25 protein-coding genes are annotated in these 24984 nt (G+C 60.8%); 24 read left to right on the top strand and 1 reads right to left on the bottom strand.

Going from position 1 to position 24984, the window contains the following annotated elements:
* The first annotated feature begins 2 nt into the window (after window positions 1–2).
* From DW823_RS08070 to DW823_RS07970, 21 genes are all read left to right on the top strand, one after another.
* Complete coding sequence (locus DW823_RS08070) at window positions 3–1151, top strand: amino acid ABC transporter permease (protein WP_118081647.1); 1149 nt, start codon at window positions 3–5, stop codon at window positions 1149–1151.
* Between the two features lie 22 nt (window positions 1152–1173).
* The gene (locus DW823_RS08065; RefSeq protein WP_118081644.1) at window positions 1174–1959 is read left to right on the top strand and encodes an amino acid ABC transporter ATP-binding protein; all 786 of its coding nucleotides are present in this window, start codon (window positions 1174–1176) and stop codon (window positions 1957–1959) included.
* A gap of 72 nt (window positions 1960–2031) precedes the next feature.
* Window positions 2032–3447 (top strand): M20/M25/M40 family metallo-hydrolase, encoded by a 1416-nt coding sequence (locus DW823_RS08060; protein ID WP_118081642.1) that lies wholly within the window; start codon window positions 2032–2034, stop codon window positions 3445–3447.
* A 291-nt stretch (window positions 3448–3738) separates the two neighbouring features.
* Window positions 3739–4806 carry a peptide chain release factor 1 gene (prfA, locus tag DW823_RS08055; protein WP_055252487.1) on the top strand — a complete coding sequence of 356 codons (1068 nt, stop codon included), beginning with the start codon at window positions 3739–3741 and terminating at the stop codon, window positions 4804–4806.
* A gap of 589 nt (window positions 4807–5395) precedes the next feature.
* On the top strand, window positions 5396–6646 hold the full coding sequence (locus DW823_RS08050) for a HemK/PrmC family methyltransferase (protein ID WP_118081639.1): 1251 nt from the start codon (window positions 5396–5398) through the stop codon (window positions 6644–6646).
* Between the two features lie 68 nt (window positions 6647–6714).
* Window positions 6715–6900 (top strand): type II toxin-antitoxin system HicA family toxin, encoded by a 186-nt coding sequence (locus DW823_RS10075; RefSeq protein ID WP_118081637.1) that lies wholly within the window; start codon window positions 6715–6717, stop codon window positions 6898–6900.
* On the top strand, window positions 6867–7358 hold the full coding sequence (locus tag DW823_RS08040) for a type II toxin-antitoxin system HicB family antitoxin (protein WP_147350677.1): 492 nt from the start codon (window positions 6867–6869) through the stop codon (window positions 7356–7358). Before DW823_RS10075 ends, DW823_RS08040 begins: the two co-directional genes overlap by 34 nt.
* A 134-nt stretch (window positions 7359–7492) precedes the next feature.
* Window positions 7493–8236 (top strand): L-threonylcarbamoyladenylate synthase, encoded by a 744-nt coding sequence (locus DW823_RS08035; protein WP_118081632.1) that lies wholly within the window; start codon window positions 7493–7495, stop codon window positions 8234–8236.
* A gap of 13 nt (window positions 8237–8249) precedes the next feature.
* Window positions 8250–9791 (top strand): glycerol kinase GlpK, encoded by a 1542-nt coding sequence (glpK, locus tag DW823_RS08030; RefSeq protein WP_118081630.1) that lies wholly within the window; start codon window positions 8250–8252, stop codon window positions 9789–9791.
* A gap of 122 nt (window positions 9792–9913) precedes the next feature.
* Window positions 9914–10561, top strand: a complete 648-nt coding sequence (gene upp / locus DW823_RS08025; RefSeq protein WP_118081627.1) for a uracil phosphoribosyltransferase — start codon at window positions 9914–9916, stop codon at window positions 10559–10561.
* Between the two features lie 282 nt (window positions 10562–10843).
* Entirely contained in the window at window positions 10844–11155 is a 312-nt protein-coding gene (locus DW823_RS08020) for a hypothetical protein (RefSeq protein WP_118081625.1), read from the top strand.
* A 3-nt stretch (window positions 11156–11158) separates the two neighbouring features.
* Window positions 11159–11962, top strand: coding sequence for a F0F1 ATP synthase subunit A (atpB, locus tag DW823_RS08015; RefSeq protein WP_118081623.1), 804 nt, complete (start codon window positions 11159–11161; stop codon window positions 11960–11962).
* Window positions 11963–12087: 125 nt separating this feature from the next.
* Window positions 12088–12282 (top strand): ATP synthase subunit C, encoded by a 195-nt coding sequence (locus tag DW823_RS08010; protein WP_022094262.1) that lies wholly within the window; start codon window positions 12088–12090, stop codon window positions 12280–12282.
* A 15-nt stretch (window positions 12283–12297) separates the two neighbouring features.
* Complete coding sequence (gene atpF / locus DW823_RS08005; RefSeq protein WP_118081621.1) at window positions 12298–12900, top strand: F0F1 ATP synthase subunit B; 603 nt, start codon at window positions 12298–12300, stop codon at window positions 12898–12900.
* Window positions 12890–13366, top strand: coding sequence for a FoF1 ATP synthase subunit delta (locus DW823_RS08000; RefSeq protein ID WP_006235713.1), 477 nt, complete (start codon window positions 12890–12892; stop codon window positions 13364–13366). Before atpF ends, DW823_RS08000 begins: the two co-directional genes overlap by 11 nt.
* Complete coding sequence (atpA, locus tag DW823_RS07995; protein ID WP_117736599.1) at window positions 13366–14964, top strand: F0F1 ATP synthase subunit alpha; 1599 nt, start codon at window positions 13366–13368, stop codon at window positions 14962–14964. Before DW823_RS08000 ends, atpA begins: the two co-directional genes overlap by 1 nt.
* Before the next feature lie 5 nt (window positions 14965–14969).
* Window positions 14970–15878, top strand: a complete 909-nt coding sequence (gene atpG, locus DW823_RS07990) for an ATP synthase F1 subunit gamma (RefSeq protein WP_118081619.1) — start codon at window positions 14970–14972, stop codon at window positions 15876–15878.
* Window positions 15878–17332 carry a F0F1 ATP synthase subunit beta gene (atpD, locus tag DW823_RS07985; protein ID WP_118081617.1) on the top strand — a complete coding sequence of 485 codons (1455 nt, stop codon included), beginning with the start codon at window positions 15878–15880 and terminating at the stop codon, window positions 17330–17332. Before atpG ends, atpD begins: the two co-directional genes overlap by 1 nt.
* A gap of 3 nt (window positions 17333–17335) precedes the next feature.
* Window positions 17336–17728 carry an ATP synthase F1 subunit epsilon gene (atpC, locus tag DW823_RS07980; protein WP_055286336.1) on the top strand — a complete coding sequence of 131 codons (393 nt, stop codon included), beginning with the start codon at window positions 17336–17338 and terminating at the stop codon, window positions 17726–17728.
* Window positions 17729–17816: 88 nt separating this feature from the next.
* Window positions 17817–19100 carry a UDP-N-acetylglucosamine 1-carboxyvinyltransferase gene (gene murA / locus DW823_RS07975; RefSeq protein ID WP_118081615.1) on the top strand — a complete coding sequence of 428 codons (1284 nt, stop codon included), beginning with the start codon at window positions 17817–17819 and terminating at the stop codon, window positions 19098–19100.
* Window positions 19101–19112: 12 nt separating this feature from the next.
* The gene (locus tag DW823_RS07970; protein WP_118081613.1) at window positions 19113–20339 is read left to right on the top strand and encodes an LCP family protein; all 1227 of its coding nucleotides are present in this window, start codon (window positions 19113–19115) and stop codon (window positions 20337–20339) included.
* A 253-nt stretch (window positions 20340–20592) separates the two neighbouring features.
* On the opposite strand, the gene pepT is transcribed toward DW823_RS07970, so the two are convergent.
* Window positions 20593–21840 (bottom strand): peptidase T, encoded by a 1248-nt coding sequence (gene pepT / locus DW823_RS07965; protein WP_118081611.1) that lies wholly within the window; start codon window positions 21838–21840, stop codon window positions 20593–20595.
* A gap of 120 nt (window positions 21841–21960) precedes the next feature.
* On the opposite strand from pepT, the gene DW823_RS07960 reads away from it, so the two are divergent.
* The 3 genes from DW823_RS07960 (at window position 21961) to DW823_RS07950 (ending at window position 24862) form a co-directional block, all read left to right on the top strand.
* Window positions 21961–22383, top strand: coding sequence for a metal-dependent transcriptional regulator (locus DW823_RS07960; RefSeq protein ID WP_118081609.1), 423 nt, complete (start codon window positions 21961–21963; stop codon window positions 22381–22383).
* Between the two features lie 10 nt (window positions 22384–22393).
* Window positions 22394–23287, top strand: coding sequence for a homocysteine S-methyltransferase family protein (locus tag DW823_RS07955; protein WP_118081607.1), 894 nt, complete (start codon window positions 22394–22396; stop codon window positions 23285–23287).
* 174 nt (window positions 23288–23461) lie between these two features.
* Window positions 23462–24862 carry a phosphoglucomutase/phosphomannomutase family protein gene (locus tag DW823_RS07950; protein ID WP_199574412.1) on the top strand — a complete coding sequence of 467 codons (1401 nt, stop codon included), beginning with the start codon at window positions 23462–23464 and terminating at the stop codon, window positions 24860–24862.
* Window positions 24863–24984 lie beyond the last annotated feature (122 nt).

Raw genomic sequence — 24984 nt, 5'->3', positions numbered from 1 at the left:
GCATGAAAACCATCAATCGTCTGGCCTCCTTTATCAAGGCCGACCACCGTTACGTGTACCTGGGCACGAGCGTTATCGCGGCGCTCGGCCTGGCGTTTAGTCAGCGCAACCCCACGCCGCTGAGCTTCTTGGCGCCTACGGGCGTGTTCCAAGACTGCCTCTGGGCAATCCTTTGGGCCTGGCTCGTCGTGTCGGCGGCGGCGCTGGTCACCAAACTCATGCATTGGAATGACTATCGCGAAAAGTCGCCGTTCGCATCCGAGCGTTTCCGCCGCGGCGCGCGCCTGGGCAGCTACGTCGTGGTCGCCATCGCGGCGATCTTTTTCGTGGACCGCTGCGTCATGTCGTTTATCGACCTGGTGCAGGTGAGCATTGTCTCGGATTCCAACCCTAGCGACTTTTTGTCGAGCCTGGTCTACATGACCTACAAGAGCGGCGACTTCTTTATCCGCGGCATCGAGATCACCATCGCACTTGCGACCTTCGGTACCGTCATCGCCTTTTTCCTGGCGCTGCTCTTTGTGTTCCTGCGTATTCAGACGTTCGATCGCGTGGACAACGACCTGGTGCGCTTCTTTAAGAGTGTCGGTCGCGGCTTTGCGACTGTCTACTCCACCATCGTGCGCGGTACGCCCATGATGGTTCAGGGCCTGCTCATCTATTACGCGGGCTTCACCGTTTTGCGCGGCATGGGCTTCGAGACCGCCCAGGCCAACCAGATTTGGAGTACCTTCACCGCCGGCCTCGTCACCATCTCGCTCAACTCCACCGCCTACATGATGGAAGTCCTGCGCGGCGGTATCGAGTCCATCGACCCCGGCCAGGCCGAGGCAGCGCGCTCGCTGGGTCTTTCGCAGTGGCAGGCTATGCGCAAAGTCGTGTTCCCCCAGGGCATTAAAAACGCTATTCCGGCGCTCACCAACGAGCTCATCATCAACATCAAGGATTCGTCGGTGCTTTCGGTCATCGGCGTGTTCGACCTTATGTACGCTACTACCACGGTCGCCGGCGTGTACTACCGCCAGATGGAGGTCTACTGCGTGGCGCTCGTGGTCTACCTGATCCTGACGCTCGTGGCGAGCCGCCTGCTCGAAGCCTTTGGCAAAAAGCTCGGCGCCGAGGCCCCTGCCACGCTGCCCAGCTCTAACTAGGCTTAAGACGAGGAGAATCATCATGGCAGATACCGCCACTACCGGCGTTGCGGCCGCCGCACAGACCAATGAGCCGCTCATCCGCGTCGAGGGCCTGCGCAAGAGCTTCGGTTCGCTCGAGGTGCTCAAGGGCATCGACCTGTCCGTTAACCACGGCGAGGTCGTTACCATCATCGGTGCCTCGGGCTCGGGAAAGTCGACCTTCCTGCGCTGCCTCAACCTGCTCGAGACCCCGGACGCGGGCCACATCTGGTTCCATGGCCAGGACCTCACGGCCGAGCGTTGCAACATTAACAAGCTGCGTGAGGACATCGGCATGGTGTTCCAGGGCTTCAACCTGTTCAACAACATGGACGTGCTCGACAACTGCACGCTTGCGCCCGTCACGCTCAAAAAGATGAGCAAGGCCGAGGCCGAGAAGGTCGCGATGGAGCATCTGACGAGCGTGGGGCTCGAAAAGTTCGCGCACGCCGCCGTGGGTCGCCTGTCCGGTGGTCAAAAGCAGCGCGTGGCCATCGCGCGCGCCCTGTGCATGAATCCGCAGATCATGCTGTTCGACGAGCCGACCTCCGCACTCGACCCCGAGATCGTGGGCGAGGTGCTCGAGGTTATGCGCAAGCTCGCGGCCGACGGCATGACCATGGTCGTCGTCACGCACGAGATGGCCTTTGCCCGCACGGTGTCCGACCGCGTGGTCTTTATGGACAAGGGCGTGGTACTCGAGGATGCCGCGCCGGCCGAGCTCTTCGGCAACCCCAAGCACCAGCGCACCCGCGAGTTCCTCTCGCGTTATCTCGAGGACAAATAACCGACCGCAAACGCTTATGTGGCAGGGCCGCTCCGGTGGGGCGGCCCTCGTCATCACAATCGAAAGGATGCCATGGCCGAGGTTTGGCGCTTCTTTGCGCATGAGGATGATTTTGCCGATTTGGACGAAGCTGGCGCGTGCGAGCGCTTGGGCCGCGTGCTGTCGTTTCCGACTGTCTCGAGCATGGATGCCGAGGCGGTGGACTGGCAGCCCTTCGACGACCTGCGCGTCTATATGCAGCAGGCCTGGCCGCGCGTGTTTGCGGCGGGCGAGGTCGAGCTTATCGACCATTCGCTATTGGTGACGCTTAGCGGTTCCGACCCCGCCCTCAAACCCGTCATGCTCATGGGCCACATGGACGTGGTCCCCGTGGTGCCTGGCACCGAGGCTGACTGGACGCATGCCCCCTTTAGTGGCCACGTGGACGACACCTACATTTGGGGTCGCGGCGCTATCGACATGAAGGACCAGGTCGCAGGCATTCTCGAGGCGGTTGAGTATGCGCTGACGCACGGCTGGGAGCATGAGCGCACGCTGCTGCTCGCCTTTGGCCAGGACGAGGAAACTACGCAGCACGGCGCGGGAGCAATCGGCCGCGTGCTCGAGGAACGCGGCGTTGAACTTGAATACCTGATCGACGAGGGCGACTACCGTATTGTTTCGGCTGCCGAGTACGGCGCGGGCGAGGGCTGGCTTATGCATGCCGACCTTGCCGAGAAGGGCTACGCCGACATCGTGCTCAAGACGAAGAGTGAGGGCGGGCATTCGTCCAACCCCTACGGCGGTACATCGCTCGAGGTGCTGAGCCGCGCCATCGCCGCAATCTGCGATATCGAGTGGCCGACGCGCGTCACGGACCTGCTTGCCGCACAGCTCGTCGAGCTGGGGCTCTACACGGCGGATGAGATTGCCGCCAACGGGGATGCCATTGTCCGCGATTGCCTCGTCAGCAACAAGCTCTATCCGCTGGTGACGACCACCTACGCGCCCACGCAGATCGAGGGCGGCAGCACTGGCGCTAACGTGATGCCACAGGATATGTGGGCCAATATCAACTTCCGCATGCTCGAGGGCACGAGCGTGGCCGACGTTGTGGCGCGCTGCCGTGAGGCAGTTGCCGCGGCGGACCTTGCCGGTCGTGTCGAAGTGGAGCTAGGCCCCGGCAGCTCCGAACCCTCGCCGTCCCCGCACATCGGTGGCCCCGGCCTCGAGGCGGTTCGCTCCATCGCCGCCCGCTATTTCCGTGATCCAAAGGGGACGGAGGAAAACGGACCATTCGAGCCAGTGGCAATTGTGCCCTCGACCGTGATTGGTGCGACCGACGCTGCCAACTACCAGCGCATTTGCTCTGAGTGCATTCGTTTCTCGGCCTTTGTGGTCGACGATGACGAGTGCGACCGCGGCGTCCACGGCACCAACGAGCGCATTACCCGCCGAGCCTACCTCCAGGGTGTCCGCTTCCTCATCGCTCTACTTCAAACGCTCTAAAATGTGACAAAGCGACAGTCCCTTTGCTAGTCGTTGGGGACGTTCTTAAACGACTAGTCGTTAAGGAACGTCCCCAACGACTACGTCCAATCATTCCGTGCGGGTTATATGCAGGTTTGCCTGCGCACGCTATCATGTATGGGTTAGACCGCAACTATGTACCCCATACGCGAAGGGATGCGCATGTATCTGAAGATCGACATGTTCTAGCTGGGCTTACCCCCGCAGTGGCGCCGCGCGCCCCATCAACTCTGCCGATTTTCACCTTCACGCATATAAAGGAGTCCCGCCATGCGCGACAAGCTCGAAAAGATTATCAAGGCCTACGAGGAACTCGAGAAGAAGCTCTCCGACCCGGCCGTCGCCTCCGATATTAAGGAGTTCACGCGTCTCAACAAGGAGTACGCGCACCAGTCCGACCTCATCGCCGCCTCGCGCGAGTACATCGGCGCGCTCGATGACATCGAGGCTGCCAAGGAAATGCTCCACGATACTACCGATGCCGATGAGAAGGAGATGCTCCAGATGGACATCTCCGAAAACGAGGCCAAGCTTCCCCAGCTCGAGGAAGATATCAAGTACATGCTCATCCCGAGCGACCCCAACGACGACAAGAACACCATCGTCGAGATCCGCTCCGCCGCCGGTGGCGACGAGGCGGCCATCTTCGCCGGCGACCTGTACAAGATGTACCAGCGCTTTTGCGAGTCGCGTGGCTGGAAGACCACCGTGCTCGATTCCAGCCCCAGCGAGGCCGGCGGCTTTAAGTCCATCGAGTTCAAGGTCGAGGGCGACCGCGTCTACTCCGTCATGAAGTTCGAGTCCGGCGTGCACCGTGTCCAGCGCGTTCCCAAGACCGAGTCTCAGGGCCGCATCCAGACCTCCACGGCAACCGTCGCAGTGCTTCCCGAGGCCGAGGAGATTGACGTCCAGATCAACCAGTCCGACCTGCGTATCGACACTTACTGCGCTTCGGGCCCTGGCGGTCAGTGCGTTAACACCACCTACTCCGCCGTGCGTATCACTCACCTGCCCACCAACACCGTGGTGCAGTCGCAGGAGCAGCGCTCCCAGATCCAGAACCGCGAGGTCTGCATGCAGATGCTGCGTGCCCGTCTGTACGAGATGGAACTCGAGAAGCAGCAGGCCGAGCTCGGCGCCGAGCGCCAGAGCCAGATCGGCCACGGCAACCGTTCCGAGAAGATCCGTACCTACAACCAGCCCCAGGACCGCGTGACCGACCACCGCATCGGTTTCAACTCCACCTACAACGGCGTCCTTCTGGGCGACCAGCTCGGCACCGTGATCGAGGCGCTCGCCGCCGCCGAGCGAGCCGAGAAGCTGGCACAGGCAGTTTAAGTTCCGCCGTTCTACCGAACGGCGGACCGGTTGACGCTGCGCGCCGCCCAGGGCGACAATTTGTCATTCAAAAGGCAAGGCATGACCAGAAGGTCTATGCCCTGCCTTTTTCATGCCAACTTGTTCGCCCTGGGCGGCGCTCGCTGACATTGCCAAAACATCGGCGTTTCCTTGGTTGTCAAATGATCCGTAGGGAGTCATTGGTGACATTGCCTTGATATTTTATTCAGTCGGCTGTGATGGCATTTGAGCTGCTTACCTGCTTAAGGCAATTGACGGCATATATCCGCTATCGAAAATATTGCTCGAAAAAGCGTCCGAGAAGTCGCGGAGCGATTTTTGATGGGTCGCGCGTCAAGCGATGTGACAAGTTCTTGGTTAGATATTGGTCAGTTTTGGGGCAACCTTGCCAAAAGCTTGACGGATGCAGATTTAGACGTCGACGGATGAACGCTCTAGGCAGGCTCCAAGCAAAATTCTGGGCTGATTATCGATAATCGCTTTCAATCGTCCCTTGCCAAGCGCTGGCCTCGCGTACAATCTGCTCCGACATTCGCGCGCCGCCTGGCGCTTAAGAGGGGAGGACCCCATGGCAAACGAGATCTGGACCATCAAGCGTTGTCTCGAGTGGACCAAGGAGTACCTGGCCGAGCGCGGCGAGGAACACCCCCGACTTTCTGCCGAGTGGCTGCTCTGCGCTGCCACGGGTCTGGCGCGCATCGACTTATATATGCGTATGGACGAGACGCTCGATGCGGCGCAGCTCGAGACCATGCACGCGGCGGTCGTCCGCCGCGCCAAGGGCGAGCCGCTGCAGTACATCACCGGCAGCACGCAGTTCCGCATGATCGACGTCGCGTGCGCCCCCGGCGTACTCATTCCGCGTCCCGAGACCGAGATGCTCGTCGAGGAAGTCCTCAATTATCTGGATGCCGAGGTGCTGAGCCCCGAGGCTGCCGCCCGTCAGCGCGTTGAGCTGCCCTGGAACGACGAGGTCGAGCAAGCGCGCAAAGTCGAAGCCGCATTGGCCGACGAGCGAGCGACGGCCGAGCGCCGTGCCGCTAACCTCACAGCTGCCGATGAGGCGGCGCTAGGCAGCGACGTACTGGGCAGCCGTGCCTATGCCGAGGAACTGGCCGACCGCGAGGCCGAGGAAGCCGCCGCGCAGGCAGCAGATGCCGAGGCCGAGGAGGCCGCCGAGCCCGAGCTCGACGAATACGGCATCGCCATCGAAGGCGCCGACCACGAGGCGTCTCTGACGGAGGATGCCGCCGCGCCCGCTCCGGTCGAGCCCCGCACTGCCCGCGTTCTCGAGGTCGGCTGCGGCACGGGCTGCATCTCGCTTTCCCTTGCCTGGGAGCGCCGCGGCCATGTCACCTGCACCGCTACCGATATCGAACCGCGTGCCATTGACCTGGCCAACAAAAACCGCGACGCGCTCGGGCTTACGTCCGATGAGGTCGCCTTCAGCCTCACAAACCTGGTGAGCTCTATCCCCCGCGAGGAATGGGGCACCTTCGACGTGCTCGTCTCCAACCCGCCTTACATTCCGACTGACGTCATGCGCTCGCTGCCGCACGAGGTCAAGGACTTCGAGCCCGATTTAGCGCTCGAGGGCGGCGCCGACGGCCTCGATATCTTCCGCCGCCTGCTCAATGCGGCGCCCTATATGCTGCGCGCCGGCGGCCTGTTTGCCTGCGAGCTCTACGAGGGCGCCCTCGATGCCGCGGCCGAGCTCTGTCGCCAGGCGGATCTCTCGGACGTGCGCATCGTCCGCGACCTCACCGATCGTCCCCGCATCGTCCGAGCCATCGTCACCGAGCCCAAACAGCGCCAGTAATATTTATTAACTGGTTAGCAAAAATTATAAATTAGTTTATAATTAGGACGGCTGAAAGAGGTCGGCCCATGCAACCTCCTACCTTTCGGGAAATCATTGCCCTACTCAAGCACGATGGATTCGTGAAGGTCGCGCAAGTCGGTAGTCATGCTAAGTATGTTTCTGGTGACCGTGTTGTCACCGCGAACGGCTCTGGTGGTGATCGACCAAAGAAGGGCACGTGGGCAAGTATTCGTCGCCAAGCTGGATGGTAGTTGGAGGCAAAATGAGGCAGCGATTTACCTATGACTGCGTTCTCATAAAAGAAGACGACGGTTACTGCGCTAGCTTCCCGCAGATTCCTGGCGCCTTTGCCGATGGCGACACGCGCGAAGAAGCGATTGCCCATGCCACCGAGGCACTGATGGCGTTTTTGGCCGACGACCTCAACAACGGTTTGACTCCGGCAGGGTACGAACGCTCGGCCGAGGTCGTGGCCCTTTCAGTCGAAATCGACCACGATGACGCTCGGGAAGCGGCGTGCCGAACATTTAAAGACGCAGCGCTAGACCTCAAAGTCTCCGCTTCGCGGATTACCGCGCTGGTCAAAGCAGGAAAGCTCGATGTTGAACTCGTCGACGGCCGTCGGATGATAACGATAGACAGCATCGAGCGCTACGCCGCCCAAGAACGCCACGCCGGCAGGCCAAAGAAGTTCGTCGCAGTCCAATAACCCCCTCACTTTCACCGACTACTAGAGCCGCTCACCAAACCAACATGCGCTCTGGGCAAATAGGTTGAACGTTTCGTGCGAGAATGCCCCTCAGTAAACAAACTTTCACCAGAGCGTAAGGGGCTGGCATACACATGCAGACGGTCTATCGGGTATTCGAGGGAGCGCGTGAGCCGCATCGGCTCGCCGTCGAGCGTACGGCCGAGGTACTCGGCTGTGGTGGCTTGGCCCTGATCCCGACCGAGACCGTCTATGGTGTCGCCGTGGCAGTCAATGCCTTCTCGGACGCCGTGTCCCAAGATACAAGCGAATTCCCATCGTGGCCGCGCGATCCGCAGGCTGCCGTCAACGGCGCCGCAGTCCCTGCGCTCGGTACCGGCTACCGTCGCATCTTTACCCTCAAGCAACGTGAACTCACCCAAACGGTCGCCTGGCTGGTCGATGACGCCGAGGCCCTCGACCGCTACGGCGTGGATATTCCGGAAGAGGCCCGCGCGCTTGCTCGAAGATGCTGGCCGGGCGCCCTGACTATCGTGGTCAAGGCGGCGCCCTGCGTGCCGACCTTTATGCGCGCCGCCGACGATACGGTGGCCCTTCGCGCGTCGGCCTCGCCCGTGGTGCAGGCGCTCATCCGTACTTGTGGCAGTCCGCTTGCCTGCACCAGCGCCAACACGCACGGCGCGCCCGCGCCGGCAAGCTTTGCCGCCGTTGAGGACCGTATTCTGGAGGGGGTCGATGTGGCCGTCGACGCGGGCGAGACGCCGTGCCGCGATGCTTCGACCATCGTGACGTTTAAGCATGGCGAGCTCCAGATCCTGCGCCAAGGCGCACTTCCCACATCAGAGATCGAGCGGGTCCTGTCCGACCCGATGCAATAGAAAGGTGTAAGCGATGTCGTTGAATCTAGGTAGCCTGGGTATGGAAGACGCCTCGTTTAGCTTTGGCGGTTCCTACATCATGGCGCTCGACTGCGGCACCACCTCGGTACTCGCGACCATCGTCGACGAGTACGGCTGCATCGTCGCCCAGGCGCGTCGTAGCGTCAAAACCAGCTTCCCGTGCCCCGGCTGGGTGGAGCAGGATCCCACGGAGGTGCTTGCCAGCCAGATCGGCGTGATGATGGAGGTCCAGTTTAAGAGCGGCATCCATTCCGATCGCATCGCCGCCATCGGTATCTCCAACCAGCGCGAGACCACGGTGGTGTGGGACCGCATAAGCGGCCAACCCATCTATAACGCCATCGTGTGGCAATGCCGTCGCACCGCCTCGACAATCGATAAACTGGCCGAGCAGGGCTGCGAGGAGCTGGTGCGTTCCCGCACCGGCCTTACGCTCGACCCGTATTTCTCGGCCTCCAAGGTGCAGTGGATTCTCGACAACGTTGACGGCGCACGCGAGAGCGCGGCGGCGGGCGACCTCATGTTTGGCACCATCGATACCTGGCTCATCTACAACCTCACCGGCGGCCAAACCTTTGCCACCGACTACACCAATGCCAGCCGCACAGCGCTCTTCAATATTCATACGCTGGACTGGGACGATGACCTGCTGGCGCTCTTCGACATCCCGCGTGCCATGATGCCCGAGGTCCGTTGGAGCGCCGGTGACTACGGCCGCGTCGCGAGCGACATCATGACCAACATGCCACCCATCATGGGCGTGGCGGGCGACCAGCAGGCGTCGCTGTTCGGCCACTGCTGTTTCCATCCTGGCCAGACCAAAAACACCTATGGCACGGGTTGCTTTATGCTCATGAACACCGGCGACGAGATCGTCGAATCCAAGAACGGTTTGGTCTCCACGATCGGTATCGCCGCGGACGGCAAAATCAGCTATGCGCTCGAAGGTTCTATCTTTGCCGCCGGCTCAACGATGAACTGGCTGCGCAACAACATGGGCATCATCTCGAGCGTGAGTGAGTCCGCGCAACTCGCCACTTCGATTAACGACAACGAGGGCTGCTACTTCGTCCCCGCCTTCGCAGGCCTGGGCGCTCCCTGGTGGGACCCGCATGCTCGCGGTATCGTGTGCGGCCTGACCGGCGCCTCGAGTCGCGCGACCATTGTGCGTGCGGCCTGCGAGTCCATGGCCTACCAGAGTTATGACGTGCTGCGCGCCATGGAGCAGGACGTGGGACTTTCGATTGAGCGCCTGTCCGTCGACGGCGGTGCCTCGCGCAACGAGTTCATCATGCAATTCCAGGCCGATCTGCTGGATATCCCCGTGCTGCAGTGCGAGACGGTGGAGACCACGGCGATCGGTGCCGCGTATCTGGCGGGCCTCGCGGTTGGGTATTGGGAGGATCTGGAGGAGCTGGAGCAAAACACCCAGATCGTCAAGACATTCCATCCCCATATGTCCGTTGAGCGTCGCGAGCACAACCTGGACGGTTGGCACGATGCGGTCAGGCGTTCGCTCAGCACCGCTCAATAGGGCTGCGACGGGGCGCTCGATACAACAAACCGTTAAACTTATGCACGGCGCGGGGCAACAACGTCGCCATGCGCCTTGTCAGCAAGGCCATCTTCCGGCCGCAACGAAAGGGGCATCAACCCATGACCGTCACCTACGATACGTCCCGTGTGACCCTTGTCGATCACCCACTCGTCCAGCACAAACTGTCGATCCTGCGCGACAAGGAGACCGGCACCAACCAGTTCCGTCAGCTCGTGCGCGAGCTCGCGCTTTTTGACGGCTACGAGGCCATGCGCGACCTGCCTATGGAAGACGTCGAGGTCGAAACCCCCATCACGACCGCCACGTTCAAGCAGCTTGCCGGCAAGAAGCTCGCCATCGTCCCCATTCTGCGCGCGGGCCTTGGCATGGTCGACGGCATCCTCGACCTGGTGCCTTCTGCCCGCGTGGGCCACATTGGCATGGAGCGCGACGAGGTTACCCACGAGCCGCATGAGTATTACTGCAAGATGCCCAAGGATATCGACCAGCGTATCTGCCTGGTCGTCGATCCCATGCTCGCCACGGGCGGTTCTGCCGAGATGGCTATCAGCTATCTGCGCGAGCGCGGTGTCAAGGACATCCGCATGCTGTGCATCGTCGCGGCCCCCGAGGGTCTCAAGTCGCTGACCGAGAAAGACCCCGACGTGCATATCTATACCTGCGCCATTGACGACCACCTCAACCAGGCCGCCTACATCGTCCCCGGCCTGGGCGATGCCGGCGACCGCATCTACGGCACGCTGTAGTCTCTGGGCCAAACCGGCTAACGTCGAAAATACGAAGAAACGGTGCGCGCGGACAAATAAAAGGCGACCGCGCTCACCCCTGTTAACGGACGTTTAGCCCAGAGGGGTTCGCGAAAAAACGTATTACCGTACCTGCGGCATAAAGAAGGTCTTAAGAAAACGAACAGGTGCGTATTAACCGATGCTTTTTCGGTTGTACTTTAGCGATTGGCTCGTACAATAGTCACCAATGTTTGGCGGGAACTGTTCTGGGAAGCGTTAAAAAGGAAAGTGGGGACGCCAGTGTTTCAGATAGCCGATCTGCTCGCTATCGTTGCGGGCGCCATCGCGGGCGCGGTCGCCTTTCTTCCCTTTGTTTTTACGCTCAAGCCGGTTCTTGACGATAAGCAGAATGCGGACATGCTCAAGGGCATGGTGAGTCTGGCGGTCTCGGCAATCGCCCTGCTCGTCTTTACCTTGGTTGTGTTTGCGTTGTTCGGAGAGGCATTTCGCATGTTCCTCCTGGGCGAGGCGATCGGCTTCGTGGCCTTTATGGCCGCCTGCACGGCTCGCGTCGCCAAGGCGCTGCGAGATCCTCATGAGGTCGAAAGGTAAGTCGTGGAAATTTTTGAAAAGCTGCCTGATGAGATTAATCATCTGGTCAGCGAGTTCAGCTCCACCCCTGTCGTGGGCGATTTGAGCTGCGGCATCACGCAGTACTCGTTTTGGCTGATCGTCTCCACGATCGTGCTCCTGATCGTCCTGGCCGTGTTCAAGAAGAAGCAGACTCTGGTTCCCAAGGGCTTCTTCGTCAACGGTTTCGAGTACATCATCGAGTACGTCGAGAACGATATCGGCAAGGGCGTCGTGGGTGAGAACTGGAAGAAGCACTTCCCGTTCCTGTGCTCGCTTTTCCTGTTCATCCTGATCAATAACATGATCGGCCTGATCCCGGGAATGAAGCCCGGCACCGGCGCAATCGGCTCCACCGCCGCGCTCGCCATCTTCGCCTTCGTGTACTTCATCTACTACGGATGCAAGGCTCACGGCGTGATCGGCTACATCAAGAGCCTCGCCCCGCAGGGCGTGAGCTTCCCGATGAACGTGCTTGTGTGGGTCGTCGAGCTTTTCTCGACCTTCCTGCGCCTCATCACGCTCGCCGTCCGTCTGTTCTGCAACATGTTCGCAGGACACGTGGTCATGGGCTCGTTCGCCATCATGGCGAGCATGTTCATGCAGCCGCTGCTTCAGCAGGTTTCCGCGGCCCACGCCATCGGCGCCCTGCCTTCGCTGGCCTGGCTCGCCATCCTCATCCTGATTTATACGATTGAGCTTGTGGTCGGCGCCATCCAGGCTTACGTCTTCACGGTCCTTACCGCCGTGTATGTCTCCGAGGCGGAGGAGGTCGCGGAGGAGGAGTAGTCTTCCGTTCGCGCCTTAAAGGTAAGGCAATTCGTTAAACCGCTGGTGCCCGTACCCATGGAGCCCGGCAGTTATAAATAAGGTTATCCTGCGTGAAATAAGACACGCACGACAAAGGAGGAATCGTGGGAGTTATCGGTTACGGTCTCGGTGTTATCGGCGCTGGTCTTGCTATCGGCCTGTCTGCTCTGGGTGCTACGGGTGCTATGGCCCGTCAGCCTGAGGTCCAGGGCCGCGTGTTCACCGTCTTCATCATGGGCTCCGCCTTCGGCGAGGCTCTGGCTCTGATCGGCTTCGTTGTCGCGCTGATCGTTAAATAGCACGGAGCGTCAAGTATGAATCTTTCATCCCAGAAGAGCGCGATCGCACTCTCCGCGTCCGCGGCCGCGCTGCTCATGCCGGTTTCCGCGTTCGCCGAGGACGGCGCTGCCGGTGCGGACATCCTCATCCCTAAGATGGCGGAGTTCATCCCGGCGCTTATCGCCTTCCTGATTATCTGGATCGTGCTGGCCAAGGTCGCCCTGCCGGGCATCATGAAAACCATGGAGGAGCGCGGCAAGAAGATCGAGGAGAGCCTCGACGAGGCCGAGAAGACCAAGCAGGAGGCTATCGCCAAGCGCGCTGAGTCCGATTCGATCGTCACCGACGCCCGTCGTCAGGCTGCCGATATCGTTCTCGAGGCCCGTAAGGACGCCGAGTCCGAGCGCGCCCGTATCATCGAGGCTGCGCACAAGGAGGCCGAGGAGATTATCGCCAAGGCCCACACGACCGTCGAGGACGAGCGCAAGTCCATCTACGCCGGTGCCGCGAGCTCTATCGCCGACCTGTCCGTTGCCGTCGCCACCAAGATCGTGGGCGAGGCACTCGAGGACGAGGCCGGGCAGAAGAAGCTCATCGAGCGCTACATCCAGGAAGCAGGTAGCCTGAATGCCGACTAGCCGCTATCAGGACAAGGTGCTCGAGACATACGCGCGCTCCCTTCTGGAAGCCGCTAAGGCCGAGAACCATGTGTTCGAGGACCTCGAGATGATCGAGCGCCTGGCTAGCGCCAGCCCCGAGATCATCGCCGTGCTCGACACCATGTCCAAGCGCGACCAGCTCGACCTTCTTCCCAAGGTGGCAGCTGCCTTTAAGTATGTTGCCGAGGAAGACGAGGATGTAGTGGGCGTGACCGTCACCACGGCGATCCCGCTCGACGACGAGCTGCGTCAAACCATCACTAAGAAATGCGAGCAGGACTTCGGCCGCAAGGTATTCCTTATCGAGCAGGTCGACCCGTCTATCGTGGGCGGCCTGGTGCTCGAGGCCCGCGGCGAGCGTCGTGACATTTCCGTCAAGACGCAGCTGCGCATCGCGCAGGAGACCCTCGCAAACTCTGCTAATTCGTACGGAGGTGAAGCCTAATGTCCGAAACCCTCAATGCCCAGGATATCGCCAAGAAACTGCAGGAGCAGCTCACGAGCCTCTCCGCGACGGTCGATACGCATGAGGTTTCAACGGTCGACGAGGTAGGCGACGGCATCGCGCGCGTCTCCGGCCTCAAGAGCGCCATGGCAGGCGAGCTTCTGGAGTTCAAGAGCTCCGATACCGGTGAGACCGTCTTCGGCCTTGCCCAGAACCTTGATCGTGACGAGGTCGGCGCCGTTCTGTTTGGTGCCGTCGACTCCATCAAGGAAGGCGACGAGTGCCGCACCACTGGCCGCATTATGGATATCCCCGTGAGCCGTGCCATGCTCGGCCGCGTCGTCAATCCGCTCGGCCAGCCCATCGACGGCCTGGGTGACATTGTCGCCACGCACCGTCGCCCCATCGAGTTCAAGGCTCCCGGCGTTATCGACCGTACCCCGGTGTGCGAGCCGGTTCAGACCGGCCTGTTGGCTATCGACTCCATGGTGCCTATCGGCCGCGGTCAGCGTGAGCTCATCATCGGTGACCGTAAGACCGGTAAGACCGCCATTGCCATCGACGCTATCCTCAACCAGCGCGGCAAGGGCATGGTCTGCATCTATGTCGCCATCGGCCAGAAGGCCTCCACGGTTGCCAACATCCGCGAGACCCTCGCTCAGCACGGTGCGCTCGACTACACCATCATCGTTTCGGCCACCGCTGCCGATTCCGCCCCTATGCAGTACATCGCGCCTATGGCCGGTGCCGCTATCGGCGAGTTCTTCATGTACAACGGCGAGGACGGCAAGCCCGCCAGCGAGACCAACCCCGGCGGCCACGTGCTCGTCATCTACGACGACCTGTCCAAGCAGGCTGTGGCCTACCGTCAGATGTCGCTGACGCTGCATCGTCCGCCCGGACGCGAGGCCTATCCTGGCGACATCTTCTACCTGCACTCTCGTCTGCTCGAGCGTGCCGTCAAGATGTCCAAGAAGAACGGTTACGGCTCCATGACGGCACTGCCGATCATCGAGACCCAGGACGGCGACGTCTCGGCCTACATTCCGACCAACGTCATTTCCATTACCGATGGTCAGATCTACCTGCAGTCCGAGCTCTTCTTCCAGGGTCAGCGCCCGGCAGTCGACGTGGGCATCTCCGTGTCCCGCGTCGGTGGCGACGCTCAGACCAAGGCCATGAAGCAGGTCGCCGGCAACCTCCGTCTGGACCTCGCTTCGTACCAGGAGCTCGCCGGCTTTACGCAGTTCGGCTCCGACCTCGACGAGGCTACGCAGAAGCAGCTTACCCACGGCGCTCGCATGACCGAGCTCCTTAAGCAGCCGCGCTACAAGCCGTTTGAGGTTGGCGAGCAGATCGTTACGCTGTTCGCCGGCAACGAGGGCTTCCTGGATGACCTGGAGATCGCCGACGTGCTGCCTTTCCGTGCCGAGCTCATCGAGTACATGGACAATGGCTTTGGCTCGCTGCTCGACAAGGTTCGCGCCAAGAAGATCGACGACGACACCAAGGCCGAGCTCTTGCGTGTCATCGGTGACTTCAAGCAGCAGTTCATGGCCAAGCACCATGCCGATACGACTGGATCAGAGGAGAACTAAGCCCCATGGCCAACCTTCGCGACATTAAGAAGCGAATCTCCTCGGTTACCACGACCAAGCAGATCACGCGCACGATGGAGATGGTCTCTACGGCCAAGATCCGTCGTGCTCTCGATCGCTCCAAGCAGGCTGAGCCCTATAAGGAGGCGCTGACCGACGTCATGTTGACGGTCGCCGGCGACGCCTCCTGCTCGGGCACCGATCCCATGCTGCAGAAGCATGAGAGCGTCAAGCATGGCCTGATTGTCGTTATTGCCTCGGACCGCGGCCTTGCCGGCGGTTTCAATACGACGGTGGAGCGCACGGCCGAAAAGCTCGTCGCTTCTTGGGCGAACGACGGCATCGAGTGCGAGATCATCGCGTGCGGGCGTAAGCCGGCTACGTATTTCCGTGACCGCGCAAACGTCGTCATGCACTTTGAGGGCAACTCCTCTGAGCCCAATTTCAATCAGGCCCGCATGATCTCCTCTCATATCTGCGATGCGTATCGTGCCGGTGAGCTTGACCGTGTCGAGCTTGTCTACCACCACGCTAAGAACCGCGTGGATCAGGAGCTTCGCGTCGAGCATCTGTTGCCGCTCGACCCCGAGATGATCGCTATGGCCCACGGTCCGCGTAAGAACGAGACCGACGCCCCTAAGCGCATCTCGTCCACGTTCGAGTTCGTGCCCTCTCCCGAGCATGTTCTCGGCAAGCTTGTGCCGTCTTATATCCTGACGGTCATCTACCAGGCCCTGATCGATTCGGCGGCTGCTGAGCAGGGTGCACGCCGCAAGGCCATGCACTCCGCGACGGAAAATGCCACCGCGATCATCTCGACCCTTACCCGCACGTATAGTCGCGTGCGCCAGGCTTCGATCACGACCGAGATTAACGAGATCGTCGGCGGAGCCTCAGCATTGGAGGAACAGTAATGGCTAATAACACCGTAAAGCTTGCGGTCGAGGAAGCCACCAAGAAGACGACTGCCGGTGATGGTCGCATCGTGCGAATCATCGGCCCTGTCGTCGACGTCAAGTTTGACGGCGCGGTGCCCCCGATCTACAACGCGCTCACGGTCGAGGCCGAGACCCCGATCGGTCATCTGAGCACGATCCTCGAGGTCGAGAGCCAGCTTCCGGGCGGCGTCGTCCGCACGGTCGCCATGTCCTCGACCGACGGCCTGCAGCGCGGCCTCATCGCCACAGATACCGGTGAGCCCATGAAGATGCCCGTTGGCCCCAAGACGCTCGGCCGTATTTGGAACGTTATGGGCAAGCCCGTCGACGGCAAGCCCATGCCCGAGGTGGAGGAGTTCTACCCCATCCACCATGCAGCGCCCCGTTTCGACGAGCTCACCACCAAGACCGAGATCTTCGAGACCGGCATCAAGGCCGTCGACCTGCTCGAGCCCTACATCCGTGGCGGCAAGACGGGTCTGTTCGGCGGCGCCGGCGTCGGCAAGACCGTTCTGATTCAGGAGCTCATCAACAACCTCGCCCAGGAGCACGGCGGCACCTCGGTGTTCACCGGTGTCGGCGAGCGCACCCGTGAGGGTACCGACCTTTATCTCGAGATGAGCGAGTCTGGCGTTATCGACAAGACCTGCTTGGTCTATGGTCAGATGAACGAGCCGCCCGGAGCGCGCCTGCGCATCGGTCTGGCCGGCCTTACCACCGCTGAGTACTTCCGCGATCGCGGCCAGGACGTTCTGCTGTTCATCGACAACATTTTCCGCTTCTCCCAGGCAGGTTCCGAGGTTTCCGCACTGCTGGGCCGTATGCCGTCCGCCGTCGGCTACCAGCCCACGCTGGCAACCGAGATGGGCGACCTCCAGGAGCGCATTACCTCGACCAAGACGGGCTCCATTACCTCCGTCCAGGCTGTCTACGTCCCCGCAGACGACCTGACCGACCCGGCGCCTGCCACGACGTTCACCCACCTCGACGCTACCACGGTTCTTTCGCGTAGCATTTCGTCGCTCGGCCTGTTCCCGGCCATCGACCCGCTCGCGTCTTCTTCCGACGCCCTCGATCCCTCGATCGTCGGCGAGGAGCACTACCGTGTCGCCGTCAAGGTCCAGGAGCTCCTGCAGGAGTACTCCGACCTTCAGGACATCATTGCCATTCTGGGTATGGACGAGCTGTCCGAGGAGCAGCGCCTTACGGTCAACCGTGCCCGTAAGATTCAGCAGTTCCTCTCGCAGTCCTTCCATGTTGCCGAGAAGTTCACAGGCAACCCCGGCGTCTACGTCCGTGTCGAGGATACCGTCCGCTCCTTCGCCGAGATTGTCGACGGCAAGGCCGATGACCTGCCCGAGCAGGCATTCCGCTATGCCTCCACGATTGAGGACGTGCGTGAGCGCGCCCGCAAGATGGAGGAGAAGTAGGTTATGCGTATCCGCATCGTGTGCCCCGTGAGCCTCGCCTATGAGGGTGACGCTGCGTTTGTGTCGATTCCGTCTACGGATGGCGAGTTTGGCGTTCTGCCTGCTCACTCCAGCGAAATCTGCACGATCGACCGCGGTTACGTTCGCGTTTCCGATAAGGCCATGGGCACTGTCGACCACACGTTTGCCGTGGCCGGCGGCTATGCCCAGGTTGCGGAAGATGTCGTGACCGTCCTCGCCGAGCGCGCTTGCGATTTGGCGACCGTCGACGCCGACAAGGTTAAAGCTGATATTCAAGGTTTTGAAGAGAAGCTGGGTAATTTGTCGGAGGATGATGCACGCCGCGCCTACCTCTATAATGAAATCGCATGGTGTAAGCTCAAGCTTGCCCAATAGTCAAACGCTTTAGCGTTCGACCATTTGCGAACACATCATGCCCGGGATGGCCCAGCCACCCCGGGCATGCTTTTTGAAAGGGTAGACCTTGGATATTATCCGCGTTGAGGGTGGCCACGCCATCGGAGGTTCCGTGCCTGTTTCGGGTGCTAAGAACTCCGCGCTCAAACTTATGGCGGCAACGCTTCTGGCGCCGGGCAAGACGACGCTGCGGAACGTGCCCGATATTTCCGATGTCCACGTGATGGGCAAGGTGCTCAAGGGCATGGGCGCTACGATCGATGTTCTCGACGAGCACACGCTCGAGATCGATACCTCCCAGGTCGATTCTTGGGAGGCGCCCTACGAGCTTGTCGCCAAGATGCGCGCCTCCACGGCTGTGATGGGCCCCCTGCTGGGTCGTTTCCATCGCGCCAAGATCGCCATGCCGGGCGGCTGCAACCTGGGTGCTCGCAAGATCGATATGCATATCTTGGGTCTCGAGGCTCTGGGCGTCGAGTTCGACACCGCCCACGGCTACATCAATGCCAGTGCTCCCCAGGGTCTGCACGGCACCACCGTCACGCTCGAATTCGCGAGCGTGGGCGCCACCGAGAACCTCATCATGGCTGCCGTGCGCGCACAGGGCACCACGGTTATCGACAACGCTGCCCGCGAGCCCGAGATCGTCGACCTTGCCAACATGCTCAACGAGATGGGTGCCAAGATCGTCGGCGCAGGCACGCCCGTCGTGACCATCGAGGGCGTGGAGGAGCTGCATCCCGTTACCCATTGCGTGGTGGGTGACCGCATCGAGGCCGGCACCTTTATCGTCGCCGGCGCCCTCATGGCCGATGAGCGCGGCGTCGATGTTACGGGCTTCTGCCCCATCCACCTGGGGATGGTGCTCAAAAAGATGGAACTTATGGGCATCGAGTGCGAGCGTATCGAGAACGGCGCCCACGTCAATCGCGTCGAGCGCATCAGGCCGGTCGATATCCAGACGCTTCCGTTCCCGGGTTTCCCGACTGATATGCAGGCGCAGATCATGGTGCTTTCGGCCCTTGCCGACGGAAGCTCCGTAATTACCGAGAACATCTTCGAGAACCGCTTCATGTTCGCCTCCGAGCTCGTGCGTATGGGTGCCGATATTCGTATCGAGAGCCATCACGCCATGATTCACGGCGTCAAGGGCTTCTCGGGCGCACAGGTCACCTCACCCGATCTGCGTGGCGGAGCGGCCCTCGTCGTAGCGGGCTTGATCGCCGACGGGACGACCGAGGTTTCGGCCATCCATCACATCAAACGTGGCTACGAGCAGTTTGTCGAAAAGCTGCAGGCGCTTGGCGCGCATGTCGAACATGCCACCGTTCCCGATCCCGTCATCTACTAATGCAGGTTGCCTATGTTTAACAAGAAACCCCTAGCGGATAACACCCGAAGACCCTCGACTGGTGCGCAGGCCAAGATCTACAGCCGCGACAATGTCGCACGCTATTCCGAGCGCGCCCGTCAGCGCCGTCGCGGCCGCACGGTTCGCCGCGTAGCTCTCATCGCCGTACTCGGCGTGCTGCTGAGCGCCACGACTGCTGCGGGTCTGTGGTTTGCCACTATCATGGGCAAGCTTGGCGACTCCAATGTCATTACCAACAACCTGCGCCAGATTCTGGTCGATACCAATGAGGCAAAAGATCCGTTCTACGTGTTGCTTCTTGGTACCGACGGTCGTCCGGGCGAGGATACGTATCGTGCCGACTCGATTATCCTGGCACGCATCGACCCCACGCAAAAGCAGGCGACGCTCATTTCCGTTCCGCGCGACACCAAGGTCGTGTACAAGGGCGAGACCATGAAGATCAACGCCTGCCACACCGTTGGCGGCGCCGAGGCCATGGTCCAGGCGGTCAACGAGCTGTGCGGCGTGCAGATTTCTCACTATGCCGAGGTCAGCTTTGACGGCATGCAGTCGCTTATTGATTCGGTTGGCGGTATCGACATCAACGCGACCGACGACGTCGACGATCCCGAGCACCTGGATATTAAGATTACCGCTGGTCAGCAGCATATGGACGGCGCTACTGCCCTTACCTATGCCCGCTGCCGCTACACCTATGCCGACGGCGATTACACGCGCATGCGCCATCAGCGTCAGGTGCTTGGCGCCCTTGCCAACCAGATTCTCAATAACTTCGATGCCACGAAGATCTTTGGCCTGGTTAATTCGCTGTCCGATATGCTCGTAACCGATATGAGCGTTCAGGATATCGTCTCCACGGTTAATGCCATGCGCGGCATGGATGTCGAGGGCATCTACTCGGCCAACCTGCCTTCGTATGCTGACGACAGCACTATGATCGACGGCGTGAGCTATGTCTTTGTCTACGAAGACGAGCTTAAGGAAATGATGGCCCGCGTCGACGCCGGTGAGGATCCCAAGGGCCCCAACACCATGGGCCTTTCAGACGGCTCCAGCTCCACGATCGGTGACCTCAACAACAATACGTCCGAGGACTACGCATATGGCACCGCGACCTCGTCGGGTGGCTCGGACGATTCCGACGATTCGAGCGACGGCTCCGATTACTACGAAGAGCCCACCGGTGACGGCAACGGCTACGAAGCCAACTACTAAGTTACGGCGTTTTACCAAACGCCGTAACGGCTCGACGCTGCGCGCCGCCCAAGGCGACAATTTGTCATTCAAAAGGCAGGGCATGACCAGAAGGTCAATGCCCTGCCTTTTTCATGCCAACTTGTTCGCCTTGGACGTCGCTCGCTGACGTTGTCTCAACCTGCGATGCCGACTACTTTTCTTGCACCAAAAATCGCCCCGTTCTCGGTTTTGAGGACGGGGCGGTTTTGCTTACCTAGATTGTTCGGGTTTCTTATGCGAAACGGGCGACGAGCTCCTGCAGGACGTCGGTCATCTTGACGAGTGAGCTGACCGGGACAAACTCGTTGACGCCGTGGTAGCAGTAGCCGCCCGTCGAGAGGTTGGGGCAGGGCAGGCCGCGGAACGACAGCTGTGCGCCGTCGGTGCCGCCGCGAATCGGCAGCACCTGAGGCTCGACGTCGCAGGCAAGGAAGGCGTCCTTGGCGACATCGATCAGCTCCGGGTAGTCGCGAACGATCTCGGCCATGTTGCGGTACTGGTGCTTAATCTCGACCGTTACGCGCTCCTCGCCCAGTCGCTGGTTGAGCAGTGCGGCGGCGGCATCCATCAGCTCGAGTTTCCGCTGGAACTTGGCGGCATCGTGATCACGGATGATATAGCGCGCCGTGGCACGGTCGACCGTTGCCGAGACGCCCTCAAGGTGATAGAAGCCCTCGTAGCCCTCGGTGTATTCCGGACGTTGCACGTAAGGGAGCAGGGCGTTGAAGTCGCAGAACAGGTTGCCCGCGTTGACCATGCGGCCCTTAGCGTCGCCGGGGTGAATGGACTGGCCCTCAAAGCGAACGGTTGCCTCGGCGGCATTGAAGCACTCCCACTCAAGCTCGCCAACCGGACCGCCGTCTACCGTGTAGGCGTACTTGCAGCCGAAGGCCTCGATATCCAACAGCTCGGCACCGTGACCGATTTCCTCGTCCGGGCAGAAGCAAATGCCGAGCGCGGGGTGGGGCAGGGAGGGATCCTGCGCGATGCGAGCGACGAGTGCCATGATTTCGGCGACACCCGCCTTGTCGTCGGCGCCCAGCAGCGTAGTTCCGTCGGTGCAGACAAGGTCCTCACCCACCAGGTTGTTGAGGGCGGGAAGCTTGGCGGTGCTCATGGACACGGGCTTGCCGTCGACGATGCCGCAAACCAGATCGCCGCCCTCGTAGTGCACGATGTGCGGCGCTACGCCGGCGCCCGGCGCGACCTCGGTGGTATCGAGGTGCGCGATCAGGCCCAGGGCGGGCTTATTCTCGGAACCGGCGCTAGCGGGAATGTGCGCGCAGACATAGGCGTTTTCGGTTACATGGGCATCGGTTGCACCCAGCTCGCGCAGTTCTTCGGCAAGCACGTTGGCAAGGTCGAACTGTACGGTGCTCGACGGCACCTGGTCGCAGTTGGCATCCTCGGACTGCGTGTTGATCTGGACATAGCGCAAAAAACGCTCGAGGACGTCGGGGTTCGTGGTGGTGTTTTCCATAAAGATCGCTCCAATCTTGGTCGTCGTGTGCAACAAGAACTCTAGCACGGTATGCCGCGGCATACCGCGACGCTTGGATGGGGTAGAATCAGCCATTGAGTGCAGAAGGGACGGATGTTCATGGATACGACAAATAGCTCGCGCGAGCTACACCTAACGGTGGCGAACGAAGACTACTTGGAGTGCATGGTTCGCATCGAAAGCGAAGATGGGGAGACCGGCGGCGTGCGGTCGGTCGATATCGCACAGCGCCTTGGCGTCTCGAAGGCATCGGTCAACAAGGCGGTTTCGGCTCTCAAGGCATCTGAACTTGTCGAACAGTCTCACTACGGCAAAGTTATCCTGACTGACCGTGGGCGCGAGGTCGGCTCGGCTATCTGGTATCGCCATCGTCTGGTCCGCACGTTTTTGGTTCAGGAGCTCGGTGTCGAATTTGAGCGAGCCGATTCCGAGGCCTGCATGATGGAGCATGCTCTATCCGAGGACACGATGAACCGCTGGCTCGCCTATCTCGAAAAGCAGGGAATCAGCGTCGAGGAATAGCGGGATATATATGGATACGAGTTATTACAACCGCTTTGGTGCCGAGGAACTTACGCGCCGCTTGTCGAGCGAGACCTTGTTGGCGCAGGGCCCCATGGGCAGTGTTCTGTTGAGTGAGTACGATGCCGCCGACATTCCACCGGCGTTTTGGAATCTGGCAGAGCCGCAGACCGTTTCTCGTATCCATCGCTTGTATGTCGCCGCCGGCGCGCAGGTGCTCATTACCAACACCTTTCAGGCATCAAGCTATGCCCTCAAGCACGACCAGATTGCGCCGTCCGTGGCGGAGGTCAATCGCGGGGCCGTCGACGATGCTCGCCAGGCGCACCCACAGCTGCTGCTGGGCTCGATGGGCCCGATTTGTATTGAGTGGTTTGCCGAGGACTCTGCCGAGTATCGTGAAATCCGAGGCATTGCGCGCGAACAAGCGCACGCCTTGCTCAATGCTGGTGTTGACGGTCTGCTGATTGAGACGGTGACGTCTATCCGTAATTTGCAGCCCATGCTTGCCGGCGCCCGAGATGCCGCCGACGGCATGCCTGTCCTGGTGAGTTTTGTCGTTGACGATAAAGGCGACCTGTTGGGCGATGGCCTCAACATCGAGGCAGCCGTTTTGTACGCCGAAAAACACGGCGCAAACTCGGTTGGTGTTAATTGCTGTTCGCTTGCGGCCGCGAACGCGGCGGTGCCCAGGATGGCTGCATCGGCGACTACTCCCGTTACGGTTCGGCCCAACGCGGGAAATCCGGTTCAGACACAGGATGGGCCCGTGTGGCACGAGGACCCCGAAGCCTTCGCGCGCGCATGCGTCGAGTGGAAGCGGGCAGGCGCCGCAATGGTAGGCAGCTGCTGCGGAACCACGGCGGTTACGACGGCCGCTATGGCAGATGCGCTCAATATATAGAACCCGAAAATAGGAGTATCGATTTACCGCCCCCGCCGGGGCGGTTTTTCTTGCCGGTGCGCGCCTCGACGGCTTTTGCCTAAACGGTGAACAAGCGTGCCGGCGGCTTGCCGGATGCCCGTTGCGGGTATACCTCATGCGTACCATGATCCAAACACTGCGAGGTGTCTGCGCGTGTGCGCGATAATTCACTTTGGAACTGACGGTTGGCGAGCTCGCGTCGACGGAGACTTTACTATCAACAACGTCGCTCGTGTCACCGATGCTATCGGCAGGCTATGGCAAAAGACGAATCCCGGCAAAACGGTATATGTAGGATTTGACACTCGGCCGCAAGCGCGCGAGTTCGCCGAACTTGCGGCGGGCGTGATTGCCGCCTACGGGCTCGATGCCGTGCTCGTGTCTCGACCGGTGCCGACTCCTGCTCTTACGTGGGCGGCTGCGTATGACGGCGAGGCATGCGGCGCGCTTATGGTGACGGGCTCACATCATCCGCAGGGCTATCTATGCCTCAAGCTGCGGATGGGTGATGGCTCGACGGCCAACCAGGATGTCATCGAAGAGCTCGAGGAGACGATGGCCGCCGAGCCGCTGGGGCTTGAGGGGCAATACCGCACGGCAGATATCATTCCCGACTATATGCGAGCGGTGGCATCGTTTGTCGACGCGGATGCCATTCGCGCCGCGCATATGCGTGTGGTGGTTGACCCCATGGGCGGAGCTGCGCAGGGATATCTTGCCGACTTGCTTCGAGAGATTGGCGTCGAAGTCCACGAGATTCACGCCGACGAGACGACCGATAGGGGAGATATCTGCCCCGACCCGGTCGAGCCGTGGGTGGATGCTTGTGAGCGCGCGGTTGTCGAAGACGGGGCGTGCGCCGGTCTGGTGACTGATGGCGACGCCGATCGTATCGGCGCGGTTGATGAGCGCGGCAGATATATACATCCACATCAGATAATGGCGCTCGTTTTGGGCGATTTGGTCCAGTATCGCGATCTGAAGGGACGCGTCGTCGTCAACCTTTCATGCTCCACGCTTGTGCGTCGCATTGCCGAGGCGCTCGGCTGCCGCGTGGTCATCAAGCCCGTCGGTTTTAAATATATAGCCGCCGAGATGAAGAAGGGCGGCGTTCTCGTGGGCGGTGAAGAGGCCGGTGGTATCGGTATCGCCGCGCACATGCCCGAGCGCGACGGCATCCTTGCCTGCCTGATTTTGTGCGAGCTCATGGCCAAGACCGGCGCGCCCTTGGGCGTGCTTATCGATCAGCTCGAGGCGAGCTTTGGCAAGACGAGTTACGGACGTCGAGATTTGCGCCTTGAGGCCGAGGATGCCGAGACGTTGCGCACGCTGCTTCCCGGAGTGAATCCCAAGTCGATATGCGGCAAGGTACCGCAGAGCGTAAGTCATATGGATGGCTTGCGTCTGGCATTTGAAGATGACACCTGGCTGCTGATCCGTCCCAGCGGGACCGAACCGGTGGTGCGCGTGTACGCCGAGGGCTTTTCGGTGGAGGAGCGTGATGAGCTGCTGGATGCCGGCTGCGCTTTGGCCAGGGGTGCATATCGGCTGTAGCCAAGGGGCCTCTCTATATAAAGATGTGCTCGGCGAGCGGTAGCAAACGACTGGCAAACGTCAGTCAGAGGCATAGTTGTGTAGGAAATGTGTGCGCTCAGATTCCCGCCCCCGGGGCCCCT

The sequence above is a fragment of the Collinsella sp. AM34-10 genome (assembly GCF_003469185.1).
GTDB lineage: Bacteria > Actinomycetota > Coriobacteriia > Coriobacteriales > Coriobacteriaceae > Collinsella.
This window is presented reverse-complemented; position numbering and strand designations above follow the sequence as displayed.